Source organism: Ochrobactrum sp. Q0168 (genome assembly GCF_016427605.1).
In the GTDB taxonomy this organism is placed as follows: Bacteria; Pseudomonadota; Alphaproteobacteria; order Rhizobiales; family Rhizobiaceae; genus Brucella.
Window position 1 is genome coordinate 172,355 of sequence record NZ_JAELXQ010000008.1, and the last position, 14,352, is coordinate 186,706.

Below are 14,352 nucleotides of genomic sequence, written 5' to 3' on the forward strand. Positions count from 1 at the left end.
CTCCAGCCGCCCTTTTGGTATTCAGATCTTGTTGCCGATTGGAAAGCCGGTTGAAGCTTTTCGCACCGGCATGTCCTCGGTGGGGATGATCCAGCCGCCGCAAATGGCGATACGCACCTCGTCGCCTTCATCCAGCCGGACGGGATCGCGCACTTCGAAATGCAAGGCGATTTCCGGCCTGGCGATGACTTCGGCCTCAAGGCGCGAACCGCCGCCGCGATAAACGGAACGCTTCACGCGAACGGGAATGCCGCCGGTTTCGGTGAGTTTCAGATCGGCGGCGCGCACGCAAAGCTGCGCATTGGCGCGCGGCATTTCGGTGCCCGAACAGCGCACCTGTGCACGGCTGCCCAGCACCAGCGCTTCGCAATGGCCCGCTTGTGCAAAGGACACAACTTCGGCAGGCAGAACCATGCCATGGGCGATGAAGGAAGCCACCATTTCGCTGGCGGGTTCTTCATAGAGCTTTCGCGGCGTATCGAACTGCTGCAGCTTGCCGTGATCCAGCACCGCGATGCGGTCGGCCAGCGCCATGGCTTCCGCCTGATCATGGGTGATGTAGATGATCGTCGTGCCGGTGCGCTTGTGGAAGGCGGCGAACTCGTCTTCCATCGAGGCGCGCAGATGCACGTCGAGATTGGCCAGCGGCTCATCGAACAGTACGAGCGACGGCGCCGCCACCAGACAGCGGGCGAGCGCCACGCGCTGGCGCTGTCCGCCGGAGAGGTTGGCGGGGCGGCGATCACCGAACCCGTCGAGATCGACCAGCGCAAGCGCTTGGCTCACCCGGCGTTCCCGCTCGGCTTGGGCGACCTTGGCCACGCGCAAACTATAACCGACATTTTCGGCCACGGTCATATGCGGCCAGAGCGCATAATTCTGGAAGACGATGCCGACCTGCCGCTTTTCCGGTGGCACATTGCCCTTTGCATGGGAGACGCAGCTGTCGCCAATATGGATTTCCCCGCCGTCCACTTCCTCGAAGCCCGCGATCATGCGCAACAATGTGGTCTTGCCGCAGCCGGAGGGGCCGAGAATGGCGACGAATTCGCCGTCATTCACATCCAGCGTCACGCCGGACAAGGCCTGAAACCCGTTGAACGTCTTGGATACCTGGTCGATCTTCAGTCGCGCCATGGCAGGACTCCGTTTGGAAGACGCCGCGCAAACAGATTTGTTGCAAGCATCAGCATGAATGTCACCGCAACGGCCAGAATGGATATGGCAGCCGCATAGGCGGAATCACCCGCCTGTTCGAAAGAAAACATCACCACACCCAGCGTTTCCGACCCCGAGGCCCAGAGAAGCGCCGAAACCGTCAGCTCGCAAAACGCGGTCATGAAGATGAGCACGCCGCCTGCAAGCGTCGCCGGTGCGACAAGAGGAAATATAATCGTGCGCAGCCGATAGAAAAGCCCTGCGCCGGCCACTCGCGCCGCTTCCTCCATCGCGCGGTCGATCTGGTGCAGACCGGCAACCGTTGGCCGCAGCGCCAGCACGAAGAAGCGCGCCAGATAAGCAAACAGGATGATCCAGAGCGTGTTGTAGAGGCTGACGCCGATCACAGGCAGCGGTTTCAGGAACATCAGCAGGCAAGCGATGGCCAGCACGACGCCCGGCAGCGCATAGGGCAGCTCGGCTGCGAAATTGAGCACCGGCGTCCAGCGCCGCTTGCGCCAGGCCAGCATATAGGCAAGCGGCACGGCGATGAGGACAGCAAAAAGTGCTGCGGCGAGCGACAGCAGAATGCTGTTGCCGAAGGCCCGCGCCGCCCCGCCATGTTCCATGAGCACGAAGCGGAAATTTTCGAATGTAGCAGTGGCGAAAGTCAGCGGCACGCCATAGGCCGGAACCAGCGCCGAAAGCGTCAACCCGATCAATGGCAGCGCGAGTACAACGACAATTATCAGCCATGCCACAACTTCCGCCAGCAGACGCCAGGGGCCGAGCGCGAAAGGTGCTGCGGGAAGCGATGTGGAGACGATGCGGAAATCGCGCCTGCGCGATGCATAGTCCTGTGCTGCGATGCCCGCCATGGCAATCAGCCCGATCAGCACCGACAAAACCGCGACGCTCGAGAGGACCGATGGACCGCCGCCGGCAAGACGCTGATAGATCAGCGTCGGCAGGACGAGATAATTCGACGGAATGCCCAGAAAGGCCGGAATGCCGAAATTGCCCACACAGGAAACGAAGGCCAGAGCGGCAGCGCCGATGATCGATGGCGTCATCAGCGGCAATATGATGGTGCGCAGCACGGTCCATTTGCTCGCACCTGCGCTGAAACCGGCCTCGACCAGTTCACGCGGCAGCTTGCGCAGGCCCGCCCGCACGATGAGAAACACCAGCGGTCCATATTGCACGCCGAGCAGAAAGATAATGCCCCAGACGGAATAGAGCGGATTGCGGCTGCCAAGCGGCGGAGCCATGCCGAGGAGTTTGAGAAACTGACTCGACGGCCCGAAAAGCTGCAGCCAGGCCAGCGCCGTCACCTGCGGCGCGATCAAAAGCGGCGTCACATAGAACAGCACGAAGACATTACGCCCGCGCATATTGGTGAGGCCGACCAGCAGAGCTGCGGCAATGCCGAAGGCTAGCGCCAGCAATGTGCCGCCAAGGCCGATTTGCAGGGAATGCCATGTCGCAACCCATGTCGACTGGCTACCCAGCGTCTCAACCAGCACGGATGTTGAAAACTGTCCCTGCGGCGCAACAAGCTCCACCAGCAGTCGGCCCATCGGCAGAAGCGACAGAACCGCCACGATCAGTGTTACGCCAACAATCAGGGCCGCATCGCGGCCCTGAAGGTCTTTCATGATACGCATCGAAATGCCTTATCCGCCAAACAGCTCGGAGAACTGCTTCTTGTCGGCATCAGTCTGATCGAGAACCTTCTGGGTGTCGATAGACATGATGTTGATCTTGGTGCCTTCCGGCAGCCAGGCCGGACGGCCAACGCCTTCCTTGGCAGGCAGATAGCCCTGATCCAGCGCCAGCTTCTGGCCGTCGTCGGAGAGGATGAAGTCAACGAACCTCTTCGCGCCATCGACATTCTTGGCGGTTGCCATGATGGCGACCGGCTCGGTCACGGCAGGCACGCCTTCCGACGGGAACACGAACTCGACCGGCGAGCCCTTGGCCTTGGCGTTGAGCGCCATGAAGTCGACGAGGATACCGTAAGGCTTTTCACCGCTGGCAACCGACTTCAGTACCGCGCCATTGCCCTTCACGCTTGCCAGTTCATTGGCCTTGAGGCCCTTGAAGTAATCCCAGCCCAGATCCTCGTTGAGTGCAAAACCGCTCAGCAGGTAAGCCGCTGCGCCCGAATAAAGCGGGCTCGGCATGACCACCTGGCCCTTATAATCGGCCTTGGCGAGATCGGCCCAATGTTCCGGCTTCTGCGACGCGCCGGTATTATAGGCAATGCCGGTGGTGATGAGCTTCGAGCCGAAATAGGTCTTGTCGGCATCATAGCTATCTGCGGCAAAACCATCGACCTTGGCTTCCGGATAGGCGAGCAGACGCTTGTCCTTCTTCAGGCCTTCCATGGTCACCGCGTCGGCGATCAGCAGCACGTCTGGCTGCGGCGCACCGGCGGAAAATTCAGCGGCAAGCTTGGTGAGGAGTTCGCTGGTGCCGGAGCGGAAAATCTGCACTTCCGTGTCCGGATTGGCCTTGCGGAAAGCCTCGACCGTCTTGGTCGCATCCGCTTCGGGCTGCGAGGTATAAAGCGTCAGCGTGTCGGCCTGCGCCACAGCGATGGATAGAGCAAGAAGCGCAGGTACGGCAACGGCCCGCTTCAGCATCTTGTTCATGGGATTTGCTCCTCGAATTTCGGTGTAATGCTCGCCAGCATGGCCGGCAATACCAGCGCAGCCCTGCCGCGTGCGAACTGATAGCGCGCAGATACTGTTATGGCGATAGGCACGATCATTTCCATTCATGCTGCACCTGTCAAACATCCTGCATCGTAAACTCGGAGCGGTGGAACCGCTCGATTTATTTGTCTTTACGCATTATCCGACGCAAAACCGCTTCGCACTTTTGCTTGAAATGCTTGGAAAACAAAAAGCCTTCCGGCGGAATCACGTCCATCGGAAGGCTTTAAGCCATTGAATATTCTTGGCCATCAGCGATCCGCATCCCTCCGTTTTGGAGACGATGCGCACCGCAATAGAGGATTTGCGCTGCGGTTTTATGACAGGCCGCAGCGAGTAAAAAATCAGATGACCATTTCCGCCACATGCGCAATCTGCGCACCCGCTTCGTAATAGGCTTCGCGAACACCACGGAAATTCTGCGCCTTCGGATCGCTGACCGGCAGCGGCAGATCGGCCTCGGTGATCTCGCCCGAAACGAGCTGCGACAATATCTTGCCGAACACGGTGCCCGGCACAATGCCGCGACCATTATAGCCGGAGAAGCCGACCACATTGCGCGCCAGACGGTGGAATTTCGGCAGGCTGTCATTGGTCATGCCGATCTTGCCATACCATTCCGCTTCGAACTCGACATTGCCGATCTGTGGGAACAGGCGCTTGAGCGACTTCTTCGCCCAGGCCTTGTGCACGGCAGCGCCCGTATTGCGCAGCGCGCCGACGCTGCCAAACACCAGACGGCCCTGCTGGTCGAAACGGAAGGAGGACAGAACTTCCTTCGTGTCCCACGCGCCCTGACGTTCCGGCAGAATGCTCTTCTTCAGATTGTCGGAAAGCGGCGTGGTCGCGAAATTGAAATAAGGCAGATGCACCAGTTCGGCGCGAACTTCAGCCCAAGGCGCATTGGTATAGGCATTGGTGGCGACAACCACCCAGTCCGCCGTGACCGAACCCTTGGCGGTCTTGACGGTCCACTTGCCGTTCTTTTCTTCAGCGCCCACCACCGGGCTGCCCGTGAAAATCTGTGCTCCTGCGCCAATGGCCGCATGGGCCAGACCGCGCACATAGGCCAGCGGCTGGATCGTACCGGCGCGCAGATCGAGCAGCGAACCCGCATAGGCCCTGGTGCCGACCTTGGCTTCGGTTTCCTTCGCATCGAGCAGCTTCACATTGGCGCCACGACGCGCCCATTGCTCACAGCGGTCTTCCAGTTCCTTCAGGCCCTTCGCGCCAACGGCGCAATGCAGCGTGCCCTGCTTTTCCACTTCGCAGGCAATCTTGTTTTTCTCGATGATCTCGAAAACCAGCTTCGGGCCATTGCCCAGAACATCGAGCAGACGCGCACCGTATTTTTCGCCGAGAACGCCCGGCAAATCATCGGGCATCACCCACATGCCCGCATTGACCAGACCCACATTGCGGCCCGAACCGCCATAACCGATCTCAATGCCTTCAAGGACGATCGCCTTCACGCCCTTTTCCGCCAGATGCAAGGCCGTGGAAAGACCGGAGAAACCACCGCCCACAATCACCACGTCCGCTGTCAGGTCGCCTTGCAGCGACGTGGTCTTCGGAGCAGCCGGAGCGGTCTTTTCCCAAAGACCATGAGAGCGCGGATCGTTCAACATTGAGAGCAACCATTTCGTATAGTGGAAGGCACATCGCGTGCCGGATTACTTCTATTTCACGCCGCGAAAGCCGGTTGGACAGCGCTAATTGCGCAACAATTCATTCCGGTTTGGAATGAACCAGTGCCGAATAGTCCGTGTTGCCCACCTGCCCGGCGATCCACTGGCAAAACACCTGGGTCAGCGGATTCTCCAGTTTTCCTTCCGGCACAACGAGGTAATAATCATTCTCGGTGCGCATGGGCTTTTCGAAAAGCAGCACCAGATCGCCGTCGCGCAGTTCCTGCTCGATCAGGTAGAGCGGCAGAAGCGCAAAACCGAGACCCGCCACAGCCGCCCCGATAACCATTGCAAACTGGTCAAAGCGATGTCCGCGATAGGCCGATTGTCCCTCGACACCACAGCTTTCAAACCATTGCGCCCACATTTTCGGTCGCGTCGCCAGATGCAAAAGCGGCTCGCTTTCCATATCTTCCGGCACGGAAGGATGACGCGCTTCCAGCAGGCGCGGGCTTGCAACCGGCACAATCACCTCGCCACACAAAAACGTGCAGGTTGCGTGCGCCCAGACCGGCTGCCCATAGTGAATGGCAAGATCATGCGGCTCTTCCTCGAAATCGAAGACGCCCGAACGCGATGCGACATTGAGCGCAATGCCCGGATGTTTCTCGACAAAATCGGGAATACGCGGCATCAGCCAGCGCGTGCCGAAAGTTGGCAAGGTCGCGACACTGAAAGAGGATGTCGACTGCGCCGAGGCCATGGCGCGCAACATCGTATCTTCGGTCTGGTTGAGAAGACGCCGCACTTCCGGCAGAAACTTGCGCCCCGCATCGGAAAGCAGAATGCGCTGGCGGATGCGCTCGAACAGAAGCACGCCGAGCTGGCTTTCCAGATCCTTGATCTGGCGGCTGACGGCGCTCTGGGTGAGGTTGAGTTCGTTGGCCGCCTGGGTGAAGCTGCCATGCCGCGCGGCACATTCAAAGGCCTGCAAAGTGGCGATGTCCGGAATCAGTCTCCTGCTTAGCTTCATTCCAATCTCGCATTAACATAGTTGCTTTCGGCGCAATCATAACCGGAAAGCGGCTGATATGATACATTTTCATCATAATCCCGTCATGTTTTCGCAATGCTGAATATGACCCCTACAAAGACGATCCAAGTTCTCCGGAAGCATAAGCCATGAACGCGCAGAAATTCGTATCGCCAGACGCCATTCGCTCCGCCTTTTCGGCTGCAATGTCCGGCATGTACAGGGAAGAAGTGCCTGCCTACGGCACCTTGATGGAACTCGTCGCAGATGTGAACGCCAAGGTTCTGGCGGACGACAGCCATCTGCACGAACGCCTGACGGAAACCGACTCGCTTGAGCGTATTTCCGAAGAGCGGCATGGCGCTATCCGCCTCGGCACCGCCGCTGAACTTTCCATGATGCGCCGCGTCTTCGCGGTGATGGGCATGTTCCCGGTCGGCTATTACGATCTGAGCGCCGCTGGCGTTCCCGTTCATTCCACCGCTTTTCGCCCGATTGACGATGCCGCGCTGAAGCACAATCCCTTCCGCGTCTTCACCTCGCTTTTGCGTCTCGACCTCATCGCCGACGAGAAGCTGCGCGCAGAATCGGAAGCCGTTCTGGCTAAGCGCAACATCTTCACCGCAGGCGCTGTAGCGCTTGTCGAGAAGGCAGAAGCCGAAGGCGGCCTCAACGATGCCGACGCCAAGGCTTTTGTGGCCGAAGTGCTGGAAACCTTCCGCTGGCACGATCACGCCAATGTCTCGGCCGAGCTTTACCATCGCCTGCATGACGCACATCGCCTGATCGCCGACGTCGTGTCGTTCAAGGGCCCGCATATCAACCATCTGACGCCGCGCACGCTCGACATCGACGCCGTGCAGGACCAGATGCCGGAGCGCGGCATCAATCCGAAGGCTGTCGTCGAAGGCCCGCCCACCCGCAAGTGCCCAATCCTCCTGCGCCAGACCTCGTTCAAGGCGCTGGAAGAAGAAGTCTCGTTCATCGGCAGCGACGGTCAGTGGACCCCGGGTTCGCACACCGCCCGTTTCGGTGAAATCGAACAGCGCGGCATTGCGCTGACGCCAAAGGGTCGCAGCCTCTACGACAAGCTTCTCAACGACACCCGTGCCATTGCCCGTCCGGCCCCGGATGGCTCCAATGCAAGCGCCTATGTCAAGGCGCTGAGCGACACATTCAAGGCTTTCCCGGACACATGGGCCGGCATTCGTGAAGCGGGCCTTGGCTACTTCGCTTATTCGGTCAAGGATGCCGCAAAGCTTGCAAGCTTCAAGCCGGGTACCGATATCGAGGTTCTGGTCGCCGCTGGCGCGGTGCAGTTCGACCCGCTGACCTATGAAGACTTCCTGCCGGTGAGTGCTGCCGGTATATTCCAGTCCAATCTGGGCGATGACGAAACGCAGGAATTCGTGGAAAGCCCGAACCAGAAGCGCTTTGAAGAAGACCTTGGCGCCAAGGTTCTCAACGAATTCGAGCATTATGCCCGTATCGAACGTGAATCCATCGAAGCCGTGCAGGCCCGCCTTAGCGGCCTTGAAGCGGCAGAGTAAAGTTAAGACATAGAGAGGAAAGCCATGAACACCGCTGTCAGAAAAGTCGACGTGAAGAAGGAAGCCGCAGAGCTTCTCGCCAAGCTCGGTGTTGACGCTGCCGTTTACACCGCAGGCAACCTTGCCGGTTTCAGCCCGGTCACGGGCGAGCAGATCGCTTCGGTCAAGACCCACAGCAAGGACGACGCCGCCAAGATCATCGACAAGGCCGATGAAGCCTTTCGCGTCTGGCGCAACGTTCCCGCACCGAAGCGTGGCGAACTGATCCGCCTTCTGGGCGAGGAACTGCGCGCTTCCAAGGAAGATCTGGGCCGCCTCGTTTCGATCGAAGCAGGCAAGATCACTTCGGAAGGCCTCGGCGAAGTCCAGGAAATGATCGACATCTGCGATTTCGCTGTCGGTCTGTCGCGCCAGCTCTACGGCCTCACCATCGCCACCGAACGCGCCGGCCATCGCATGATGGAAACCTGGCATCCGCTCGGCGTTGTCGGCGTCATCTCCGCCTTCAACTTTCCTGTGGCCGTCTGGTCGTGGAACGCGGCTCTCGCCATCGTTTGCGGCAACTCGGTTGTCTGGAAGCCGTCTGAAAAGACCCTTCTCACAGCTCTCGCCTGCGACGCGATCTTCCAGCGCGCCCTGAAGCGTTTCGGCGATGCGCCGGAAGGCCTCTCGCAGGTCTTGCTCGGCGACCGCGAAATCGGCGAAGTCCTCGTGGACAGCCCGAAGGTTCCGGTTCTCTCGGCCACCGGCTCGACCCGCATGGGCCGCGAAGTCGGCCCGCGCCTTGCCAAGCGTTTTGCCCGCGCGATCCTCGAACTCGGCGGCAACAATGCCGGTATCGTCTGTCCGTCGGCCGATCTCGACATGGCGCTGCGCGCCATTGCTTTCGGCGCCATGGGCACCGCTGGCCAGCGCTGCACCACACTGCGTCGCCTGTTCGTCCATGAAAGCGTTTATGACGCCCTCGTCCCGCGTCTGCAGAAGGCCTATGCCAGCGTTTCCGTCGGCTCGCCGCTTGAAACCACTGCTCTGGTCGGTCCGTTGATCGACAAGGTTGCTTTCGACAACATGCAGAAGGCCCTCAAGGAAGCAGCTGCCCATGGCGGCAAGGTTCAAGGTGGTGAACGCGTCGATACCGGCCATGAAAACGCATATTATGTGCGCCCGGCCATCGTCGAAATGCCAAAGCAGGAAGGCCCGGTTCTCGAAGAAACCTTCGCACCGATCCTTTATGTGATGAAGTATTCCGACTTCGACGACGTTCTGGCGCGCCATAATGAAGTCGGTGCAGGCCTGTCGTCCTCGATCTTCACGCTGAACCTGCAGGAAGCAGAACGCTTCCTCTCGGCTGAAGGTTCGGATTGCGGCATCGCCAACGTCAATATCGGCACTTCGGGCGCCGAAATCGGCGGTGCATTCGGCGGCGAAAAGGAAACCGGCGGCGGTCGTGAATCCGGTTCGGATGCGTGGAAGGGCTATATGCGCCGCGCAACCAACACCATCAACTATTCGAAGGCTCTCCCGCTCGCACAGGGCGTTTCCTTCGACATCGACTGATCTTGTAAAAGGTCAAAAGAAAACCCCGCTCCGGCGGGGTTTTTTGTTGCTGATACAGGTTTAATTTGATTTCTGAGTAACGATATTTATCTGGTCCCAAACCTCATTTTTTAATCAGATATAGTATTCGTTATTATCTGCTCCAGCACTCGCAATAATAGGTATCGTTGTCACACTCCCTGATCAACCCGCTGCTGCATGTCTGCTCGATATAGTCACAGTATTTTTTTGTATAAGCGCAAATTCCATTTGAAACCATCTCATTTTTTACTCGAAAAATATGGAGTTCTGGAAAAATTTCTTTATTTTTATATATTATCCTTGATTCTCCCGTTGTTAAATAAGAAATTACTGGATTTACTCTTAAAGATTCCCGCTCAGCATAGGCATGACTGGACAATATAAAGAAAAATGACGAGATCACAGTTAAAAAGAATTTTTTCATATAATTCTCCATGAATATTATTCTTGGTATAGTTCCATTATAAATTAAATCAATAGTATATAATTAATAGCAAATACCAACTCCCTCAAAAGACGCAATTAAAAAAGCGGCTCACTGAGCCGCCTTTTGCACGCCCCAAAAACTCGAGCATCACCCCATACGTTCCGACGCGAATGACCCCGGACTTGCCGGGAAGACCACGGTGCGGTTTCCGTTGAGGAACGAACGGTGGTGAATGTGCGCGTGGACCGCACGCGCCAGCACCTGCGCCTCGACATCGCGACCGATGGAAACATAATCGGCAGCGCTCTGCGCATGCGTGATGCGCGCCACGTCCTGTTCGATGATCGGGCCTTCGTCGAGATCGGCGGTGACGTAATGCGCGGTTGCGCCGATCAGCTTCACGCCGCGCTCATAGGCCTGCTTGTAAGGGTTTGCGCCCTTGAAGGACGGCAGGAACGAGTGGTGGATATTGATGATCTTGCCGGACATCTTCTGGCAAAGCTGGTCGGAAAGAACCTGCATGTAGCGCGCCAGAACGACCAGCTCCGTGCCGGTATCGTTGACGATATCCATCAGACGCTGTTCGGCTTCGGGCTTGTTGGCCTTGGTGACGGCTACGTGATGGAACGGAATATCGTGGTTCACCACGACCTTCTGATAGTCGAAGTGGTTCGACACCACGCCGACAATATCGATCGGCAGCGCGCCGATCTTCCAGCGATAGAGCAGATCGTTGAGGCAATGGCCGAAGCGCGAGACCATCAGAAGCGTCTTGGTGCGCTTGGCGTTGTCGTGGAAATCGAAATCCATTTCGAAGGGTGCCGCGACGGACTTGAAGCCTTCGCTCAGGGTCTCAAGCGCCACACCTTCTTCCGAAATGAAGCTGACGCGCATGAAGAAACGACCCGTATCGAGATCGTCGAACTGGGCGCTATCAATGATGTTGCAACCCTTGCCGGCAAGGTAACCCGAAATTGCGGCAACGATGCCGCGGGTGGACTTGCAGGTGACGGTCAGGACAAAATTATGCATCGGACTTCCTCAGTTTTCGAAGGCGCAGGCCAAAGCGCGCGCCTTGAAACTAGTTCACGATGCGGTCTCCGCCATGCCAGAATGCGTAATGCACTGACCGGATTGCGCTATCAAGCGACTTTGGAAGAAAGATTGCTCTTATTTGTTAGTGTCTGAATCAAAAAGCGGCAGGCCGTGGCGAAAATGGTGATTTCGAGAACCGGAGCGCAGCGTACTTTTGGGTACGTGAGCACCGGAAGCGCAGAAATTGCCATTTGCAGGCCGGCATGGCGACTTTTGGATCAGACACTTAAAGATGCGGATTGCGGTCGCGATATCGTGCAACAAGGTCGCGGTTAACATCACCGGCACCCGGCATATTGGCGCTGAGATAGATCGGAGCGCTGCCCTCGTCCACGAGGCGGGAGGCCACATCGGCAAAAATCGCATTCAGGATCGTCACGCCAAGCGCGGTGGAAACCGGCCCCACCTTCAGGGCGCTGCCCTCCACTTCCAGCACGGCGTCGCCCGCAGGCGCATCATTGTCGAGAACGACATCGGCCAGCGAAAGCAGTTGTGTGCGCCCTTTGGCAATCGCGCTGGAATAGGTGACCGGGGTGACGGCAATCACCGCCGCTCCCTTCTCGCGGGCATAGCGCGCCGCTTCGATGGGCGCAGCATTGACGCCGGAATTGGACACAACGATCAGCACATCGCCTTGCTGAATGCCGTAGCGGTCAAGAATTGGCAGCACCGCGCCTTCGATCCGCTCGAAATGCGAGCTGGCAACCGCGCCATCCTGCAACATGATTGCGCCGCAGAGGATCGGCACAGTGATCGCCAGACCACCGGCGCGGTAATGCAGCTCTTCCGCCATCATATGGGAATGGCCGGTGCCGAACACATAGACCCGGCGGTCAGCGCGCGCGGCGGCGGCAATCAGGTCGGCGGCCTTTTCCATCGGCTCGGCCAGACGGTCACGCAGGCTCGTCAGACGGGCAATCAGATCGTTGAAATAGCGGTCTGTTATAGCTGTCATCTGCTTTCCCCTCACCCGGCTGCCTGTTTCACGCCGGAGCGCCAGGTTGTCTTCGCAAACAACCCGTCATCAAGATGCACCGCATCCATGCGCATGCCTGAACGCAGCAATCCGCGATCTGCAAGCCGCAGATACCGTGCTGGATAAAGGCTCGCCATGCGCAGGGCTTCAGCCAGCGTCAGCTCCAGTTCGGCCACGCCGAAGCGAACCGCCGAGGCCATATCGAGGTCGGAACCGGCGATAGTGCCATCGGACAGGATCAGCTTGGGGCAGATGCCGCCCGGCACGCGCTGCACGGCACGACCATTGATTTCGAAACTTGTCGCATTGGAGCCAACCAGCGACATCGCATCCGTCACGAAGAACAGATGGGCGTCGCCGCGCTTGGCGCGCAGCGCCAGACGCAGCGCCATCGGATCAACATGATGACCATCGGCAACGATCCCGCACCAGATATCCGGATGATCGAGCGCCGCCCCGGCAAGACCCGGCGCGCGATGGCCGATCTGGCTCATGGCGTTGAAGAGATGGGTAACGCTGCGCGCACCGGCATCAAAGCGCTTAAAGGCTTCTTCCGCCGTCGTGTCACTGTGGCCGATACTGACTACAACACCGGCATCGCTCAAACGGCGCACCTGTTCAGGCGTGACCTGTTCGGCAGCGATAGTCACAAGCAATGTGCCAATCTGCTCCGCCGTGTGGATGTAAAGCGCGATATCAGCGTCATCAACCGGACGCATCAGCTCGGCCAGATGCGCGCCTTTGCGCGCAGGCGCCAAATGCGGCCCTTCAAGATGTAGACCCGCAACCCCCTTATCGGCCTTCACCGCTTCAACGGCAGCTTCAATGGCGCGGTCACGCACGACGGTCGTATCGGTGATAAGCGTTGGCAGCAGGCTGGTGGTACCATATTTGCGATGCCCTTCGGCAATCACGAACATGGTCTCCGGCGTCGGCTGATCGTTGAGCATCCGCCCGCCGCCGCCATTCACCTGCGCATCGATGAAGCCCGGCGCAAGCACGCCGCCCTTCAGGCGCTCGACCTGATGGGCCTCGCCAAGGGCTGCTTCCGGCACAATGGCTTCCACCTTGCCGTCGCTGAAAACAAGGGCGGACTGGTCGTGAAACCGTTCGCCGTCGAAAATTCGCGCACCCGCGATTGCTGATTTTTTCGTCATACCGTCACCGTGACCTTGTTGAGATTGCGCGGCTTGTCGGGATCAAAACCCTTGCGGCGCGTTACCGCTTCGATGATGCGGTAGTAATTGATGAGCGAAACCAGCGGATCGAGATGCGGGCTGCCCGTGCTGGCCGATGGCAGGCGGAAGCCCGGCGTTTCGGCATCGGACAAGGTCACGATGCTGGCCCCGAAGGAATGCAGCCGCTTCAAGGCCGCAATATTGGTGTCAAAAGCCTCGTCACGCGGCAGAAAGGAAATGATCGGGAACCCGTCCTCCACCAGCCGCATCGGACCATGCATCAGCTCGGCCAGCGAGAAAGCCTCGGCGTGGATATTGGCGGTTTCCTTGGCCTTCAGGGCCGCTTCCAGCGCAATGGCATAGGCCGTGCCGCGACCGCCGGTATAAAGCGAGCGCGCATTGAACAGAAGGTTTTCCACCGCTTCGCGCCCATCCGGGCGGGTTGCGGCAAGCGCTTCCGGCAGGCGTTGCAAACCGGCGCGCAGATCGGCATCGCCGCTGGCGGCAGCCACCACGCCGGACAGGGCAGCAACGGCAGCGATGAAGGACTTTGTGGCCGCGACACTCTTTTCCTCACCGGCATTCAGCGCGAGAACGAGGTCTGCCTCTTTCGCAAGCGGGCTGTCCACCACATTGACCACGGCAATCGTCGTCGCGCCGCCCTTTTTGGCTGCGGCCTGCGCTGCCACGATGTCGGGGCTGGCGCCGGACTGCGAAACGGTGAAATGCATACCACGCGCAAGCTTGAGCTTCGAGCCATAGACGGAGGCAACCGAAGGACCGATGGAAGAAACTGGAATGCCCATCGTGATTTCCATCAGATATTTGAAAAATGTCGCCGCGTGATCGGAAGAACCGCGCGCTGCTGTCGTGACGACCGCCGGTTCGTTCTTCGCGAAAATCCTGGCGATCTCGGCCAGCGTGCCGGCTTCCTTTTCCAGAAGCGTTGCAACCACCGCAGGCGACTGCTCGGTTTCCTGCAACATCAGGGATGGTTGGCTCACCATGG

At 58.8% G+C, this 14,352-nt stretch carries 12 protein-coding genes; 2 read left to right on the top strand and 10 right to left on the bottom strand.

Going from position 1 to position 14,352, the window contains the following annotated elements:
• Window positions 1-21 precede the first annotated feature (21 nt).
• The 6 genes from JAU75_RS15680 to JAU75_RS15700 form a co-directional block, all read right to left on the bottom strand.
• Window positions 22-1,137 carry an ABC transporter ATP-binding protein gene (locus JAU75_RS15680; RefSeq protein WP_199057419.1) on the bottom strand — a complete coding sequence of 372 codons (1,116 nt, stop codon included), beginning with the start codon at window positions 1,135-1,137 and terminating at the stop codon, window positions 22-24.
• The gene (locus JAU75_RS15685) at window positions 1,125-2,825 is read right to left on the bottom strand and encodes an iron ABC transporter permease (protein ID WP_199057420.1); all 1,701 of its coding nucleotides are present in this window, start codon (window positions 2,823-2,825) and stop codon (window positions 1,125-1,127) included. Before JAU75_RS15685 ends, JAU75_RS15680 begins: the two co-directional genes overlap by 13 nt.
• Before the next feature lie 9 nt (window positions 2,826-2,834).
• A complete protein-coding gene (locus JAU75_RS15690) occupies window positions 2,835-3,815 on the bottom strand; it encodes an ABC transporter substrate-binding protein (protein WP_199057421.1) in 981 nt (326 codons plus the stop codon).
• Window positions 3,812-3,940 (bottom strand): hypothetical protein, encoded by a 129-nt coding sequence (locus tag JAU75_RS24270; protein ID WP_371836187.1) that lies wholly within the window; start codon window positions 3,938-3,940, stop codon window positions 3,812-3,814. The genes JAU75_RS15690 and JAU75_RS24270 overlap by 4 nt, the downstream gene beginning before the upstream one ends.
• Window positions 3,941-4,222: 282 nt before the next feature.
• Window positions 4,223-5,506: an FAD-binding oxidoreductase gene (locus JAU75_RS15695; protein WP_199057422.1), complete on the bottom strand. Its 1,284-nt coding sequence runs from the start codon at window positions 5,504-5,506 to the stop codon at window positions 4,223-4,225.
• A 100-nt stretch (window positions 5,507-5,606) separates the two neighbouring features.
• Window positions 5,607-6,539 (bottom strand): LysR family transcriptional regulator, encoded by a 933-nt coding sequence (locus JAU75_RS15700; protein ID WP_199057423.1) that lies wholly within the window; start codon window positions 6,537-6,539, stop codon window positions 5,607-5,609.
• A gap of 149 nt (window positions 6,540-6,688) precedes the next feature.
• Here JAU75_RS15700 and JAU75_RS15705 point away from each other — a divergent pair, with 149 nt between their 5' ends.
• Entirely contained in the window at window positions 6,689-8,089 is a 1,401-nt protein-coding gene (locus JAU75_RS15705) for a VOC family protein (RefSeq protein ID WP_199057424.1), read from the top strand.
• Window positions 8,090-8,113: 24 nt separating this feature from the next.
• Window positions 8,114-9,646 carry an aldehyde dehydrogenase family protein gene (locus JAU75_RS15710; RefSeq protein ID WP_199057425.1) on the top strand — a complete coding sequence of 511 codons (1,533 nt, stop codon included), beginning with the start codon at window positions 8,114-8,116 and terminating at the stop codon, window positions 9,644-9,646.
• Window positions 9,647-10,241: 595 nt separating this feature from the next.
• On the opposite strand, the gene purU is transcribed toward JAU75_RS15710, so the two are convergent.
• The 4 genes from purU to JAU75_RS15730 all read right to left on the bottom strand — a co-directional run bounded on the left by purU (window position 10,242) and on the right by JAU75_RS15730 (window position 14,350).
• Window positions 10,242-11,126, bottom strand: coding sequence for a formyltetrahydrofolate deformylase (gene purU / locus JAU75_RS15715; protein ID WP_199057426.1), 885 nt, complete (start codon window positions 11,124-11,126; stop codon window positions 10,242-10,244).
• A gap of 289 nt (window positions 11,127-11,415) precedes the next feature.
• A complete protein-coding gene (locus JAU75_RS15720; RefSeq protein WP_199057427.1) occupies window positions 11,416-12,144 on the bottom strand; it encodes a sugar isomerase domain-containing protein in 729 nt (242 codons plus the stop codon).
• Between the two features lie 11 nt (window positions 12,145-12,155).
• Window positions 12,156-13,322 carry an N-acetylglucosamine-6-phosphate deacetylase gene (nagA, locus tag JAU75_RS15725; protein ID WP_199057428.1) on the bottom strand — a complete coding sequence of 389 codons (1,167 nt, stop codon included), beginning with the start codon at window positions 13,320-13,322 and terminating at the stop codon, window positions 12,156-12,158.
• Window positions 13,319-14,350 (bottom strand): SIS domain-containing protein, encoded by a 1,032-nt coding sequence (locus tag JAU75_RS15730; RefSeq protein ID WP_199057429.1) that lies wholly within the window; start codon window positions 14,348-14,350, stop codon window positions 13,319-13,321. The genes nagA and JAU75_RS15730 overlap by 4 nt, the downstream gene beginning before the upstream one ends.
• Window positions 14,351-14,352: the final 2 nt, after the last annotated feature.